This window comes from Clostridioides sp. ES-S-0010-02 (assembly GCA_020641055.1).
In the GTDB taxonomy this organism is placed as follows: domain Bacteria; phylum Bacillota; class Clostridia; order Peptostreptococcales; family Peptostreptococcaceae; genus Clostridioides.
Window position 1 is genome coordinate 3,667,700 of the sequence record CP067345.1, and the last position, 13,544, is coordinate 3,681,243.

The 13,544-nt window shown below is 29.5% G+C and carries 19 protein-coding genes; 7 read left to right on the forward strand and 12 right to left on the reverse strand.

The features are described 5' to 3' along the window. Nucleotides 1-136 precede the first annotated feature (136 nt). The 6 genes from JJC01_17005 (at nucleotide 137) to JJC01_17030 (ending at nucleotide 3,154) form a co-directional block, all read left to right on the forward strand. The gene (locus JJC01_17005) at nucleotides 137-307 is read left to right on the forward strand and encodes a hypothetical protein (GenBank protein ID UDN57844.1); all 171 of its coding nucleotides are present in this window, start codon (nucleotides 137-139) and stop codon (nucleotides 305-307) included. Between the two features lie 200 nt (nucleotides 308-507). Continuing rightward, nucleotides 508-999: a GNAT family N-acetyltransferase gene (locus JJC01_17010; GenBank protein UDN57845.1), complete on the forward strand. Its 492-nt coding sequence runs from the start codon at nucleotides 508-510 to the stop codon at nucleotides 997-999. Nucleotides 1,000-1,191: 192 nt separating this feature from the next. Then, nucleotides 1,192-1,908, forward strand: coding sequence for a hypothetical protein (locus JJC01_17015; protein UDN57846.1), 717 nt, complete (start codon nucleotides 1,192-1,194; stop codon nucleotides 1,906-1,908). Between the two features lie 111 nt (nucleotides 1,909-2,019). Further along, a complete protein-coding gene (locus JJC01_17020) occupies nucleotides 2,020-2,538 on the forward strand; it encodes an N-acetyltransferase (GenBank protein UDN60204.1) in 519 nt (172 codons plus the stop codon). 58 nt (nucleotides 2,539-2,596) lie between these two features. Next, nucleotides 2,597-2,854 carry a TfoX/Sxy family protein gene (locus tag JJC01_17025; GenBank protein UDN57847.1) on the forward strand — a complete coding sequence of 86 codons (258 nt, stop codon included), beginning with the start codon at nucleotides 2,597-2,599 and terminating at the stop codon, nucleotides 2,852-2,854. Nucleotides 2,855-2,869: 15 nt separating this feature from the next. Beyond that, nucleotides 2,870-3,154, forward strand: coding sequence for a DUF3795 domain-containing protein (locus JJC01_17030; protein ID UDN57848.1), 285 nt, complete (start codon nucleotides 2,870-2,872; stop codon nucleotides 3,152-3,154). 294 nt (nucleotides 3,155-3,448) lie between these two features. On the opposite strand, the gene JJC01_17035 is transcribed toward JJC01_17030, so the two are convergent. Continuing rightward, nucleotides 3,449-3,694, reverse strand: a complete 246-nt coding sequence (locus tag JJC01_17035; protein UDN57849.1) for a Pathogenicity locus — start codon at nucleotides 3,692-3,694, stop codon at nucleotides 3,449-3,451. A 477-nt stretch (nucleotides 3,695-4,171) separates the two neighbouring features. Between JJC01_17035 and JJC01_17040 the strand changes: the two genes are divergently transcribed. After that, a complete protein-coding gene (locus JJC01_17040; GenBank protein ID UDN60205.1) occupies nucleotides 4,172-4,987 on the forward strand; it encodes a MerR family transcriptional regulator in 816 nt (271 codons plus the stop codon). Nucleotides 4,988-5,058: 71 nt separating this feature from the next. Here JJC01_17040 and JJC01_17045 read toward each other — a convergent pair whose 3' ends face one another. The 11 genes from JJC01_17045 to JJC01_17095 form a co-directional block, all read right to left on the reverse strand. Then, entirely contained in the window at nucleotides 5,059-5,526 is a 468-nt protein-coding gene (locus JJC01_17045) for a DUF861 domain-containing protein (GenBank protein ID UDN60206.1), read from the reverse strand. A 62-nt stretch (nucleotides 5,527-5,588) separates the two neighbouring features. Next, complete coding sequence (locus JJC01_17050) at nucleotides 5,589-5,861, reverse strand: EutN/CcmL family microcompartment protein (GenBank protein ID UDN57850.1); 273 nt, start codon at nucleotides 5,859-5,861, stop codon at nucleotides 5,589-5,591. A gap of 12 nt (nucleotides 5,862-5,873) precedes the next feature. Beyond that, a complete protein-coding gene (locus JJC01_17055; protein UDN57851.1) occupies nucleotides 5,874-6,575 on the reverse strand; it encodes a TIGR02536 family ethanolamine utilization protein in 702 nt (233 codons plus the stop codon). Nucleotides 6,576-6,599: 24 nt separating this feature from the next. After that, nucleotides 6,600-7,226, reverse strand: coding sequence for a phosphate propanoyltransferase (locus JJC01_17060; protein ID UDN57852.1), 627 nt, complete (start codon nucleotides 7,224-7,226; stop codon nucleotides 6,600-6,602). A gap of 13 nt (nucleotides 7,227-7,239) precedes the next feature. Further along, nucleotides 7,240-8,016, reverse strand: coding sequence for a cobalamin adenosyltransferase (locus JJC01_17065; protein UDN57853.1), 777 nt, complete (start codon nucleotides 8,014-8,016; stop codon nucleotides 7,240-7,242). 99 nt (nucleotides 8,017-8,115) lie between these two features. Continuing rightward, nucleotides 8,116-8,403: a BMC domain-containing protein gene (locus JJC01_17070; GenBank protein UDN57854.1), complete on the reverse strand. Its 288-nt coding sequence runs from the start codon at nucleotides 8,401-8,403 to the stop codon at nucleotides 8,116-8,118. 60 nt (nucleotides 8,404-8,463) lie between these two features. Next, nucleotides 8,464-9,933: an acetaldehyde dehydrogenase (acetylating) gene (locus tag JJC01_17075; protein ID UDN57855.1), complete on the reverse strand. Its 1,470-nt coding sequence runs from the start codon at nucleotides 9,931-9,933 to the stop codon at nucleotides 8,464-8,466. A gap of 2 nt (nucleotides 9,934-9,935) precedes the next feature. Further along, on the reverse strand, nucleotides 9,936-10,580 hold the full coding sequence (locus JJC01_17080) for a BMC domain-containing protein (protein UDN57856.1): 645 nt from the start codon (nucleotides 10,578-10,580) through the stop codon (nucleotides 9,936-9,938). Nucleotides 10,581-10,586: 6 nt separating this feature from the next. Then, nucleotides 10,587-11,240: an ethanolamine utilization microcompartment protein EutL gene (gene eutL / locus JJC01_17085; protein UDN57857.1), complete on the reverse strand. Its 654-nt coding sequence runs from the start codon at nucleotides 11,238-11,240 to the stop codon at nucleotides 10,587-10,589. Between the two features lie 21 nt (nucleotides 11,241-11,261). Then, entirely contained in the window at nucleotides 11,262-12,155 is an 894-nt protein-coding gene (gene eutC, locus JJC01_17090; protein UDN57858.1) for an ethanolamine ammonia-lyase subunit EutC, read from the reverse strand. 12 nt (nucleotides 12,156-12,167) lie between these two features. After that, on the reverse strand, nucleotides 12,168-13,532 hold the full coding sequence (locus JJC01_17095; GenBank protein UDN57859.1) for an ethanolamine ammonia-lyase subunit EutB: 1,365 nt from the start codon (nucleotides 13,530-13,532) through the stop codon (nucleotides 12,168-12,170). Nucleotides 13,533-13,544 lie beyond the last annotated feature (12 nt).

Sequence of the window (13,544 nt, forward strand, 5' to 3'; positions counted from 1 at the left end):
TTATAATAAATCAAGTATGTATGATAAATAATTCAAATCACCTCTTGACCATCTAATCAATAAAAAAGACTTTCATGATGTAGTATGGTAAAATATAAAAAAGCTTGCCTATATTTTATGAGGAGGAAATATAACTATGCTTACATTTAGTGGAATAATCTTTTTATTAATACTAATACTCATAGCAGGTATACTTGTAGGTATTATTAAAAAAAATAAACCAATATTAGTTACATCCTTAGTTACTTTATTAATTCTACTTACTACTATAATCATAATTTGGAATTCTATTCCAGATACATGGTAGTAAGATTATATGAAAATCACAACCGATAAAGTTGTAATCAACGAGTTATTATATTGGATGTTCTTTAATCTATAAACTTCTACTTTATATAGTATTACATAAATTTTTAAATATTAAAGTCAAGGAAAGCATTATACAGTTTCCGCATTATGTTAGCAAAGTATACAATTAGAAATTAGAATTGGTGAGGTGAATGAGTAATGTATTCATTACGAAAATTAGAAGAAAAAGATATTGAGATGGTTAAATCATGGTTATATCAAGAATATATTGTAAAATGGTTTGGGGATGCTTCTGATTGGTTAAATGAAATAAAAGGTAGAAATAATGAATATAACTTTATACATCATTTCATTGTTGAATCTGAACACAAAGCTATTGGTTTTTGCCAATATTATAATTATAATCAAAGTCCCCTTGAGGATTCAGAAATTCCACAACCCAATGGAACGTATGGTATTGACTATCTAATTGGTGAAAAGAATCTGTTGGGAAAAGGCATTGGAAAGCAGTTGGTAAAATTGATTTCTGACAAAGTGATTGAAGAAAATAAAAACGTCGTTCGTATTGTAGCTGACCCAATAATCGAGGAAACAAGAACGAATGTAGCATCTATAAAAGTTTTAGAAGCAAATCAATTTTGTTATGATGAAAAATCTAATCTATATAAAAAAGATATAAAAGATATATAAGTAAATTTAATTTTGTTCAATTGATATCTGTTTAAATAGCTTAATATTTACATATCAATATTGGTATTTAATTATCGATAATATTTATATAACTGAATATTTACACATTAATATTAATGTATAACTATCTATACATGTACTAAATCTTGATACTTCTATTTAAAGATTTTTGATATAATTTGGAGGCAATAAATGAACACTATAGATTATGAAGATAGCAAAATAACAGAACTTTGGAATGAATATGCAAATACAAGAAATACAGGATTAAAGAAATTAGCAAACAAAAAACTAGACTTTTTAATCGACTACATATTAAAATTACCTGAAAATAAACAAAAGCATTTTGTTACATATATTTGTAAGGAGCGTTTTGATAAAAACAACATAAAAGAATTTCAACAACTTTTAGTGGTCAAATTAATTTTTCCAATAGTTGAAAAAGCTGTTTTAAATAAAGAAATGCCTTTTCTTAGGTGGGGATATCAATTAAATCTATTTATTTCTTTAAATAAAGAGAATTATGATAAATATAGATACTACTCTTCTGAGGATATGCTAAAAGATGCTTTAAAATTAGATGACACAGATATTAAATCTGTCGAACTATTATTAAATAAATATATAGATGAGTTATGGTTTGCTTCTCATCATATACAAGAAAGTGTAATTCTAAACCCTAAAAAAAATATTAAAGAAGATTTAGAGGAATTAGATAGACTACTTACAAAATATAAAGGAAACCTAGATTATTATGATGAATATTTAAAAGAAAAAACATACTATCAAGAATTATATGACTTATGGTTTCAATATGATGAAAGTAGCAAAAAAATTTCCTTTCCTGAATGGTTAAAAATTAGAGGATATAACTATTCTTGGTGTAATGCATTTTATTATGAAAAGTGATAAAACTATTGATAAGGCTATAGTACACTGCTATTTTCATTTTCTAGAATTAACCTTAATAGAATTAGCTTTAATATAACAGATAAAAAAATTTAATCCACAGGAGGATAAATTAAAATGATAATTAGACAAGAAAAAGCCAGTGACAAAGATAAAGTATATGAAGTCATTAAAGCTGCATTTGCAAATGAAGAATCTTCTGACCATGATGAACAAAACCTTGTTAATCGATTAAGAAATAGTACTAGATTTGTTCCAGAACTTTCACTTGTTGCTGAAGATGATGGAGATATAGTTGGGCATATTCTATTTACAGAAATAAAGGTTAAAAATGATGTGCTACTTGCACTAGCACCAGTAGCAGTTTCTCCAAGTGTCCAAGGTAAAAAAATAGGTTCAAAGTTAATTAAAGAAGGACATAAAATTGCAAAGTCAAAAGGATATAAAGGTTGTGTAGTTTTAGGTCATGACAAATATTATCCTAAGTTTGGCTATCAAGTAGCAAGTAAGTTTAATATAAAAGCTCCATTTGAAGTGCCAGATGAAAATTTTATGGCTATAGAACTACTAGACAATGGATTGAAAGAAGTGTCTGGTACTGTAGAATATGCAAAGGAATTTTTTGAATAGTAGTTATAAATTATGATTAGTAATTCTATTTAATATTTAAGAGATAAGGAGTGATATAATGGGTGAACTTTCTAAATTACCAAATATAGGTCCTGTAGTTGAGGTTCAATTAAACCAAGTTGGAATCACAACCTATGAACAGTTAAAGGAAATAGGTAGCAAGCAGGCATGGTTAAAAATAAAATCTATTGATGCTTCTGCATGTATTAACCGTCTATATTCACTAGAAGGTGCAATTCAAGGCATCAGAAAAAGTCAATTATCCTCAGATGAAAAGGAAGAATTAAAAGAATTTTATAATATATTTAAGTGTTAGAAAAGGAGAGTTTATATGTTTGAATCAAGATGTGGTGTACTCTGTAACAGTTGTGCAAGAAAAGAGAAAGTAAATTGTAAAGGATGTACTCAAATGAAAGGTCCATTTTGGGGTGGTGAATGTAAGGTTAAGACTTGCTGTGAAAGCAAAGAACTTAATCATTGTGGAGAATGTGATACTTTTCCTTGTGATATGCTTTCAAATATGGGGAAAGAGCAAGGTTTTGACCCTACAATAAAGATTGAACAATGCAGAAAATGGCTAGCTGAAGAAAAATCTTTAAATGATTCTCTTAATTAATTTAATTCATTGATTGAAATACATATTATGTTAAGATACATATGATGAGTGAGGTATTATAAAGGAGCTAAATAATAGTTTTAATTATTATTCAAAACTGATATTTAACTCTTTTATAATCACTCTTTAGTCTTTTATAATTATTCTTTAATCTTTTATAATTATTCTTTAGTCTTTTATAATTATTCTTTAGTCTTTTATAATTATTCTTTAGTCTTTTATAATTATTCTTTAGTCTTTTATAATTATTCTTTAGTCTTTTATAATTATTCTTTAATCCTTCATAATTATTCTTTAGTCTTTCCAATACCACCACTTTAGTTTTTCTGGGTCTGGGTTTTCTGTTGATGCAAAATATATTGCACAGCGGTATACATATAGTTGACATCTATCTATATGTTGCCCACTCATTAAGCATTCTTTTTGGTACAACTCTTCTGGATTGGCATCTTTAAGGGATTCAATTGTTGTATATCCCAACATTATTAGGTCTTTTTCAGTTTCCTTTCCTACCCCAGGAATTTTTCTCAATTCTCCCATGTTATACCTTCTTTCTAGGATATGTGTTTTTATATTTTATTGTATATTAAATATTATTTTTATGCTACATCTAATATTAAAATTTCATAGTACTTAATTTATATTTTTTAATATAAATTAATAATGCTGACTAAATACTACTTTTTTGATATAAAATATTATTATTGTATGCTTTTTAATAAAATAAATTACTTAGTTACAACCTAAGTGATACCAAACACTTCACCATTCAATTAATATTTACTTTCCCATAAAAATGGTCATAGAAAATCAGTTCTTTATACTTCACTTTTTGCCTGTTTTTTGGTATTATTATGTTAAGAAAATTAATATAATTTAGTATTATCAAATTAAATTAGTTTACATTTTCCTAAAAAGTTTATTTAAACACCTTATATGACGTCTATTAAAAGCCTATCTTTCCTTTTAAAAATTTTTAGCTTAAAATAGGAGGTAAATATTGTGCATAATAAACTTTTGTCAATTACCCAATTAGCAAAACTTAGAAACCTTACAAGTGAAACACTAAGATATTATGACAGAATAAATCTTATAAAACCTAACTACGTAGACCCTAATACTAAATATAGATATTACTCTATTCTTCAATATGAAGAGTTAGGAACTGTAAAAGAACTAAGACAATTAGGAATGTGTATTAATGATATTACAAGTTATTTTAATGACAGAAATTTCAAAAAATCTATTGAAATTTTTGAAAAATACCAAGAAACACTTCACTCAGAAATCAGAGAAAAAATAGAGCTTGAAAAGGTATTAAATAAAAAGGTTGAATTTTTAAAACAACTAGATTCTCTATCTCCAGTAAATACAATTACAGAACTTACACTTCCAGATAGATATATGATTACCTTTGATAAACCAACTGGTGGACCTCATGAATTAGCTCTTGCTGTAACTGAATTGGAATCTCATTTAAATGAGATTGCTCCAATTGTTGCAAGCGATAGAGTGGGTGCTTATGGTAATGATTTAATTTTAGACGAATCTAAAGATTATATTCCTTTATCTCCATTTATATTCATAGAAGATGATGATATAAAGTCCTCTTTAAAAAAACTTGTTCCAGGGGGGTTATATCTTTCTATGTATTATGATGGTGATGAACTTGAAAGATACCATCCATCTTTTGATTTTATAAAAGAGTATATGAGTGAGCACAACCTATGCCTTAATGGCGATATTTATCAAATATTTAAAATAGATGTGACTCTTACTAGTTACTTAAATGAAACGCTTATGGAAATTCAAGTTCCAGTAAAAAAAATATAGTCTATTACATAAAGGCTATGATTGTTAGCTTATCATAGCCTTTTTACTTACTTTTCTCCATAGTCTTTTTATTACTTTTGTGATTCCCAATCTGCTGGGTATGTTACATATATAAACCTAGCATAATTAGGTACTGAAAACTTTATACTACTTCCTTTTGGTATGAGTATTAGCTCCCCTTCAGATGCTGTTATCTTTCTTCCATCTATTAATATGTCTAAAGTTCCTTCTATTATATAGTCTACTTCATCATAATTTAAGGTCCAATCGAAAGTTGTTTCTTTCATTTCCATAATTCCACAACCTAGTCTTGGACTTTCTTCTAAAGTAATTAAATCTTTTGTATAAACTATATCATTTGGATTACCAGTATCTAATCTATTACTTTCATCTACCTTTACTCTTGGTAATTTTATAGAAGTTATTCCACTTATATCTTTGTGTCTATTAAAATCTATATTATTTTTAGAACCATTTAAATTTTCTTCTATTATTTGTCTAACTAAGACTTCCAACATATCTTTGTTTAATGTACTTATATCCATCTCTTATTACCTCCTTAACCTTATATCTCTATATCACCAATACTTTTACTCATTTGTTATTCATCCGCAAATTCAAGAGAATCGACTATACCAACTATAGTTGCATCTATTGGAACACTCTGTCTTTCTATTGAAGTTCTAGCAGCAGAACCTCTAGTTATAAGAACTAAATCTCCATTCCCTGCCCCTGCATTATCTGCTGCTACTAAAAAACCTTCTTTATATGTATCTTTAGCATTTAATAGTTTCACAACTAAGAATTTTTGTCCATTTAACTTTTCATCTTTTCTTGTTGCCCATACATTACCAACTATTTTTCCTATTTCCATAAGTCTCCTCCACTATATTCTTTTTACTGTTATATTATGTATTCTTATAAAATCAATAGCTAATGGAGTTATTATACTATTTTTGCTTACGATAATATCCTTAGTTCCACTTATCATAGGCTTTCTCAAATCAGACTCAGATATAAGCCTTTTTTGTGTCAAATCTATGCTAAAATTATCATCTATTTTTACTTTTTCTTCGTTCAATATTTCTTCATTCAATATTTCTTTATTCAATATTTCTTTATTAAACGTTTCCTCACTTAATGTTATCTCATTTAAATTCTTTATAATCTTTACTCCATACCTACAAATATCCTCTTCATAAGCTCTGTATTTATTGTATAGTGCTTTAGGTGCAGTGTCTTTATAGAGTTTGTATTCTATTCCTTCATCTAACACATATACTTTCTTACCTTTCATAAGCATTTTTAATAGAAATCTTTCTTCATTTGAAAAACTATTTCCTAATGCTAAGTTGCAAATACCCCTCATACAAAGTTTTGATACTATTACTGCATCACAATCTTTTGTAGCACTATCAAACATTTCTATATTAAACTTATCATTTAATAAGTCAAATTTACTTTTATCATTTTCATATAATATAATTACTTTTTTTCTATTTTCATTTTCTATATATCCAGCATTCATAGTATTTATTTTTTTGTAAAGTTCTTCTACTATAATCTCTATAATATTGTTGTAATCCATAAGCTTTCCTTTCTAGATATATAGCTATCTCTTTATTATCCTTGCAATACTTCCTTTTGAATATGCGCATGCATTTGCCTCATCGTAATCTATGTGCATATAAGTTTTAAACTTATCGCTAACCCTAACAACTACATCATCAAATATTAGAGGTCTTTTACCAAATACTTTAACTTCAACTATCTCATTGTCTCCCACATTAAATTTTTTGGCATCTTCTATCGACATGTGTATATGTCTTTTTGCTACCATAAGACCTTTTTGAAGTTCAATCTCTCCTTTTTCTGTAGCTATTTTAATACCTAAGGTATCTTCTAAATCTCCACTTTGCTTTATTGGTGGCTTCAATCCTAATATGGAACCATCTGTTAGTGATATTTCTACTTGTGTTTTCTTTCTACAAGGTCCAAGAACTACAACATTTTTTAATGTACCCTTTGGTCCAATTATTGTAACTCTTTCTTTACAAGCATATTGACCTGGTTGAGATAAATCTTTTAATTTTGTTAATATATATCCTTTACCAAATAATTTTTCTACATCTTCTTCACTTAAATGTACATGTCTTCCTGACGCTTCAACTTCTATAAATACTTCTTTTTTAACTCTACTTACTACTTCTTTTACTATTTCATTTAATAGGTTTTCCATAAACTTCCCCCAACTACTGGTATTGTCCAGTTCTTATTTTATAAATTATAATCCAGAACACTGATGACAATCTATTAAGAGCTTTTATTAAATCTTCTCTCTCAACTTCTCCATATTCACCTTTAAACGCTTCATATGCACAGAGTTCAGCTTCCCTAGTACTAGTTCTTATACTATTTATGAGTACTACTTCTTCACCCATTTTATAAGTTGGAAATTCATGACCTATACCAAAATATTTTTTAGGATTATGAGAATGCTCTCTCAACTCTTTTTCAGATAGACCTAAAAGCTTAAAGCTATCTAATTTTTCTTCTAACACTTCACATCTCATTATTTTCCTTACAAACTCTAATATTTCTTGTAATTCATTTACTAATTTTCCAAGACTCTTTTTGTTGCATAAAACTTGAACTTCTAGTATTTTTGATTCTAACGAGTCTATCTTTCCCCTTAAAATTATCCTTTTATGGTCTTTAAATACTAATATATCTCCATTTAAATGAGTCATATGTTCTGGCTTTTCATTTAACTTAGCTCCAAATACAGTTTTGTACTTATAAGATTCTTCTCTTACTGTTTCTTTTATAGCTTCCTTATTCTTATTCTTATTATTTTTATTATTTTCATTTGAAATATTATCAATATATTTTATTTCAATCTTTTTTTCGGCTAAAAAAGACTTTGCTAAAGGAGTTATAATTTGACCTTTTTCAATGTAATATTCAGTTATATTCCCTTTATTTTCACGCATTTCTTTTCTTATTTGATTTTCTGTTAAAACACTCATCTTATCACATCTCCTATTAGATGTATAAAAGGGGACCCCTCAAAATATATTGACATCCCCTTTTTATCAAATTTAAATTTTATTTACTATATAAACTTATTAATCAACATTTACTTTTGGTAATATAGCATCTACTTCAAAGTGTGGTCTTGGTATAACATGAACAGATACTAAATCTCCAACTCTCTCCGCAGCAGAAGCACCTGCATCTGTAGCAGCTTTAACAGCTCCAACATCACCTCTTACCATTACTGTAACTAAACCTCCACCTACTTGCTCTTTTCCAACTAATTGAACATTGGCAGCCTTAACCATTGCGTCTGCTGCTTCTATTGCTCCTACTAATCCTTTAGTTTCTATCATCCCTAATGCGTTTGCATTTGCCATAATGCTTACCTCCAAAATTTTATATTAATATTTTTTAAAATTATTTTAGTTTTTCAAAATCTAACATAGCTCTAAAGCTATCTTTTTTACTAATACATTTATTAGTTCTTCTCTATCCATAGAGTCAAATATTGATTTTTCTACTTTAGAATTTGTACCTCTAAGTTCTTCTATTTCTTTAACTCCATAGGCTATTTTCTTTATATTTAATAAGTCTAATGGTCCTACATTATTTGAAGTTGAACTTCCACCTATAGCTCCACACCCTAATGTTAAAGCTGGTGATAAGTTTGTTGCTCCACCTATTCCTCCAAGTGCAGATGGTGCATTTACTATTATTCTTGATACTGGCATATTAAGTGCAAATTTCTTTACAAGTTCCTCATCATTAGCATGCATTGAGAATGTGTGACCAGCACCTTCATTTAAAAGTATCTCTCTAGATTTTTGCATAATAGATTCAATATTTTCCTCTACATAAAATGCAAGTATTGGAGTCAGTTTTTCTCTAGAATAAGCTACATCATTTCCTACTCTAGATTCTCTTGCTATAAGTACTTTAGCATAACTTGGCACATTACTTAAATTAGCTAATTTAGCAAGTGTTTCTACACTCTTTCCAACTATTTGAGGATTCATTGTTCCATTTGCTCTTAATATAAATTTAGACAGCTTTTCACTTTCTTCTTCATTTAAGAAATAAGCCCCTTGATTTTTCAGTTCATTAACAATTATATCTTCCATAGATTTTTCTACTATTATAGATTGTTCAGATGCACATATTACACCGTTATCAAAAGTTTTAGAATCTAATATTCTTTTAACTGCTAACTTAATATCTGCACTCTTATCTATAAATGCTGGTCCATTTCCTGGTCCTACTCCTATGGCAGGTGTTCCTGATGAATAAGCAGCTCTAACCATAGCCTCTCCGCCAGTTGCTAAAATAAGTTTAGTATCCTTATGCTTCATTAATTCATTAGTACCTTTAAGGCTGGGATTAGTTATACCTAATATAATATCCTCTGGACTTCCTGCTTTTATAGCTGCCTCACTTATTATTTTTATAGTCTCAAGTATACATTTTTTTGCATTTGGATGTGGTGAGAAAATTATTGAATTTCCTGATTTTATAGAAATCATAGCTTTGTAGATTACTGTTGATGTTGGATTTGTTGATGGTATAAGCCCTGCTACTACTCCTACTGGTGTAGCTATATCAACCGTTCTTTCTGCCTTATTTTCACCTATTATCCCAATAGTCTTCATATCTTTTATTGCTTCATATAACATTTTAGATGCAAATGTATTTTTAACTATTTTATCTTCATATTTTCCAAACCCAGTTTCTTCATTGGCCATTTTAGCCAATTTAGCGGCATTTTCATATGCTGCCTCTGCCATTGACTTAACTATTTTATCTATTTGTTCTTGGCTCATTCTGGAAAGTTTAACTTGAGCTTCTTTAGCTTTTTTTACAAGATTTCTAACTTCTTGTATAGATAATAAATCTTTATCTAAAATTTCCATCTTTATTTATCCTCTCTAATCAATTTATAAACTAAATCTACTAGGTCTTCTTTTCTCAAAGAATTTAATTCTTTATTAGTCAAAGAAGAATCGTATTCTCTAGCTAAAGTTTTTAATTCTTTTATATTCATATTTAATAAATTTCTATTATTAGTGACCTCATCTTTTACTGGTTTTACTTCATTTAAAGTTTCTATATTTGTATTTTCATTTTCTTCAATTTTTATGTCTTCTTCTAAGGTTTCTGTATTTTCATTTTCTTCAACTTTTACATCTTCTTCTAAAGCTTCTACATTTGTATCTTCATTTTCTTCTATCTTCATATTTTCTTTGATTGGTATTTCGCTAACTTCATTATATTTCTGAGTAATTCTTTCTTCTTTTTTAAATAAATTATCAGCTACTTCTTTATGTATCCTTGGTATTACATGAGTTGCTCTTAATACTCCAACCTTGTTTACAGCTACTTCTCCAGCTTCTATAGCTGATTTAACTGCGCCTACATCTCCAACTATTGTTAATGTAACTATTCCCGCTCCTACTTTTTCAATGCTAAGTATATTTACACTAGCAGACTTTACACATGCATCACATGCCTCTATTGCAGCAACATATCCTATTACTTCTATTAAACCTACAGCATTCATTTATCTTTAAAACCTTGTTGGGTCATCAGCTACAGATTTAACAGCTTCAGCAAAAGCATCACAAGCTGCTTTACAAGCTGATTGAGAACCTGTAAGTAATGCTCCACCAAAGTTTGTTTCAGTTGGAGGTGCAAATAATTCACATAGACTTACATCTGCTGCTTTTAATGCTGCATCTAGTGCATACATAGCTTCTAAAGGTGGTGCTACTAAATAAGCTATGGCTTCTCCTTCTTTGATTCCTGCCACTTTAGAAAGATATGTTCCTGTTCTAGATACACAGTGAGCATAATATACTATTGAATCATCATCATTTGCACTTATAAAAGTTGCTCCGTATTCCATAAAATCAACTACTGCATTTAATCCACTTCTTACTTCAGCTGGGCTTGGTCCTGCTATTATACCTAATACCTCACCAGCAAGTTTTGTTGAAGCATTTGTAGCACCTGCATACATTGACTTTGCATATACAACATCAACTTCTGAAGCTTTAGTTGCTTCATCAAGGGCAGTATATGTCACATCATCACAATCAGCAGTTATAAACCCTAAACTTTTATGGTCAGAATTTAATTCTAACTTTTTTGCCATTTCTGGACTTATGTTTGAAATCATTTTAATTCCCAGTATTTTAGGACGAATTACATCATTTTTCATAACTTGTACTCCTTTAAGTTATTATTTTAAATCAATTCCAGAAGCTTTCTTATCTAAAATTGTTTTTATAAGTTCAGCTATATGTGCACCTGCTTCAACAGCAGTAGTTCCACCTTTATGGATGTTTGACACCACTGTTCTCTTGGCTTCTGCTATACCAACTTTAGGCTTATATGTAAGATATGCTGACATAGATTCTGCTGTAACAAGACCTGGTCTTTCTCCAATTAACACACATACAACTTCACAGTCTAACTCTTCACCTAAATGGTCCATAGCCCCAACTCTACAATGTTTAACAAATACAATATCTCCTACTTCAATTCCATACATCTTTAAACCTTGCTTTATAGCCATAATACAGTCATTTGAATTGGCTTCTATAGCAGCTGAACTTAGTCCATCTCCTGCCATTATTAATACCTTCTGATTTGTTCCTATTTGTGTTTTTATAAAATTTATAGTTTCACTTGAAAACTTTCTTCCAAGGTCTGGTCTAGTTAAAAATTCATCTTTATCCTTACATAAAGTTTCTATTTTTATTAAGTTGCTATTTTCCACAAAATCTTCATCTACATAAGAGAAAACAGCATCTTGTGCAGCAGCATGGTCTGCTCTAAATCTTAAAACTGTTTCTGTTTTATATCTAGCTCCACATCTACCTATACCTATTCTTGCAGGAGTTTTAGATTTCATATCTAAATAGGCTTCTGCATCCTTAGGATTTTTTACTAATAATTGCTTTTTTAAATCTACTTCCGTTATATCTTCTATGCAAGCATCATCGTCTATTGTACTTTTATTTACTTTGTCTACTGTATTTTCAACAACTTCATTTACAACACTAGAATCAATTTGACCAGCCATTTGATTTACTAACTGCTCTACTAATGCTTTTAAATCTTTTTCATTCATACTTAAGACCTCCTACCCTAATAATATTGATGCATCTCCAGCTTTTTCTGTTAATTTACCATCTTTAGAGAAGCCCATTTGTTCCATCCAAGCATCAAACTCTTTTATTCCTGTAAGTCCAAACATTTCTCTAAGTGATGCTGTCTCATGGTATCCTGTAGTTTGGTAGTTAAGCATTACATCATCTCCATGAGGTATGCCCATAAAATATGTACATCCAGCTGTAGTTAATAATATCGCTAAATTTTCCATATCATTTTGGTCTGCTTTCATATGGTTTGTATAGCAAACATCAACACCCATTGGTAATCCATGTAATTTACCCATAAAGTGGTCTTCTAGTCCTGCCCTCATTACTTCCTTTGCATCATATAAATACTCTGGCCCTATAAATCCAACTACTGTGTTTACTAAAAACGGCTCAAACTTTTTAGCAAATCCATAACATCTAGCTTCCATAGTAACTTGGTCTATCCCATGATGTGCTTCTGAAGAAAGCTCTGAGCCTTGCCCTGTTTCAAAGTACATTACATTTGGACCAGTAGCTGTTCCATGCTTTAAAGCTAAATTTCTTGCTTCTTCAATAGTTTCTGAATTAAATCCAAAAGCTTCATTTCCTTTTTCAGAACCAGCTATTGATTGGAATATTAAATCTGTTGGAGCACCATTTCTTATAGCTTCCATTTGTGTTGTAACGTGTGCCAACACACAAGTCTGAGTAGGTATTTTATATTTTTGTTTTACTTCCTCAAATCTCTTTAATACTTTAGTTACACTTTCAACTGAATCATCAACTGGGTTTAATCCTAGTACTGCATCACCTATTCCAAAAGTTAATCCTTCTAGAAGTGATGCAAGTATTCCATCTGGGTCATCTGTTGGATGATTTGGTTGAAGTCTAACTGATAAAGTACCTTCTTCTCCTATTGTTGTATTACAATGAGCTGTAACTTTAATTTTTTTTGCTGCATAAACTAAGTCCATATTTGACATTAGCTTTGCAACTGCTGCTATCATTTCTGAAGTTAATCCTCTTGAAACTCTTTTTATATCTAAACTACTTGTTTCACTATCTAATAGCCACTCTCTAAGTTCTGAAACAGTCCAGTCCTTTATCTCACTATAAACTTTTTCATTTACTCCATCTTGAATTATTCTTGTGACCTCATCTTCATCATAAGGAACTGCGGGACTGTTTCTTATATCCTCTAATTTTATATGAGATAAAACTACTTTTGCTGCCACTCTTTCTTCGGCACTTTGAGCTGCAAGACCAGCTAACTTATCACCAGACTTTTCTTCATTTGCTTTTGCCATTACATCATATAATCCTTTGAACTGATAAGTACGCCCAAATAATTTTGTCTTTAAAATCATCTCCTTACCCCC

Coding starts and splice junctions, on each gene's coding strand:
- JJC01_17005 (UDN57844.1), top strand. CDS start 137: ATGCTTACATTTAGTGGAATAATCTTTTTATTAATACTAATACTCATA.
- JJC01_17010 (UDN57845.1), top strand. CDS start 508: ATGTATTCATTACGAAAATTAGAAGAAAAAGATATTGAGATGGTTAAA.
- JJC01_17015 (UDN57846.1), top strand. CDS start 1,192: ATGAACACTATAGATTATGAAGATAGCAAAATAACAGAACTTTGGAAT.
- JJC01_17025 (UDN57847.1), top strand. CDS start 2,597: ATGGGTGAACTTTCTAAATTACCAAATATAGGTCCTGTAGTTGAGGTT.
- JJC01_17030 (UDN57848.1), top strand. CDS start 2,870: ATGTTTGAATCAAGATGTGGTGTACTCTGTAACAGTTGTGCAAGAAAA.
- JJC01_17035 (UDN57849.1), bottom strand. CDS start 3,694: ATGGGAGAATTGAGAAAAATTCCTGGGGTAGGAAAGGAAACTGAAAAA.
- JJC01_17050 (UDN57850.1), bottom strand. CDS start 5,861: ATGGAAATAGGAAAAATAGTTGGTAATGTATGGGCAACAAGAAAAGAT.
- JJC01_17055 (UDN57851.1), bottom strand. CDS start 6,575: ATGGATTACAACAATATTATAGAGATTATAGTAGAAGAACTTTACAAA.
- JJC01_17060 (UDN57852.1), bottom strand. CDS start 7,226: ATGGAAAACCTATTAAATGAAATAGTAAAAGAAGTAGTAAGTAGAGTT.
- JJC01_17065 (UDN57853.1), bottom strand. CDS start 8,016: ATGAGTGTTTTAACAGAAAATCAAATAAGAAAAGAAATGCGTGAAAAT.
- JJC01_17070 (UDN57854.1), bottom strand. CDS start 8,403: ATGGCAAATGCAAACGCATTAGGGATGATAGAAACTAAAGGATTAGTA.
- JJC01_17075 (UDN57855.1), bottom strand. CDS start 9,933: ATGGAAATTTTAGATAAAGATTTATTATCTATACAAGAAGTTAGAAAT.
- JJC01_17080 (UDN57856.1), bottom strand. CDS start 10,580: ATGAATGCTGTAGGTTTAATAGAAGTAATAGGATATGTTGCTGCAATA.
- eutL (UDN57857.1), bottom strand. CDS start 11,240: ATGAAAAATGATGTAATTCGTCCTAAAATACTGGGAATTAAAATGATT.
- eutC (UDN57858.1), bottom strand. CDS start 12,155: ATGAATGAAAAAGATTTAAAAGCATTAGTAGAGCAGTTAGTAAATCAA.
- JJC01_17095 (UDN57859.1), bottom strand. CDS start 13,532: ATGATTTTAAAGACAAAATTATTTGGGCGTACTTATCAGTTCAAAGGA.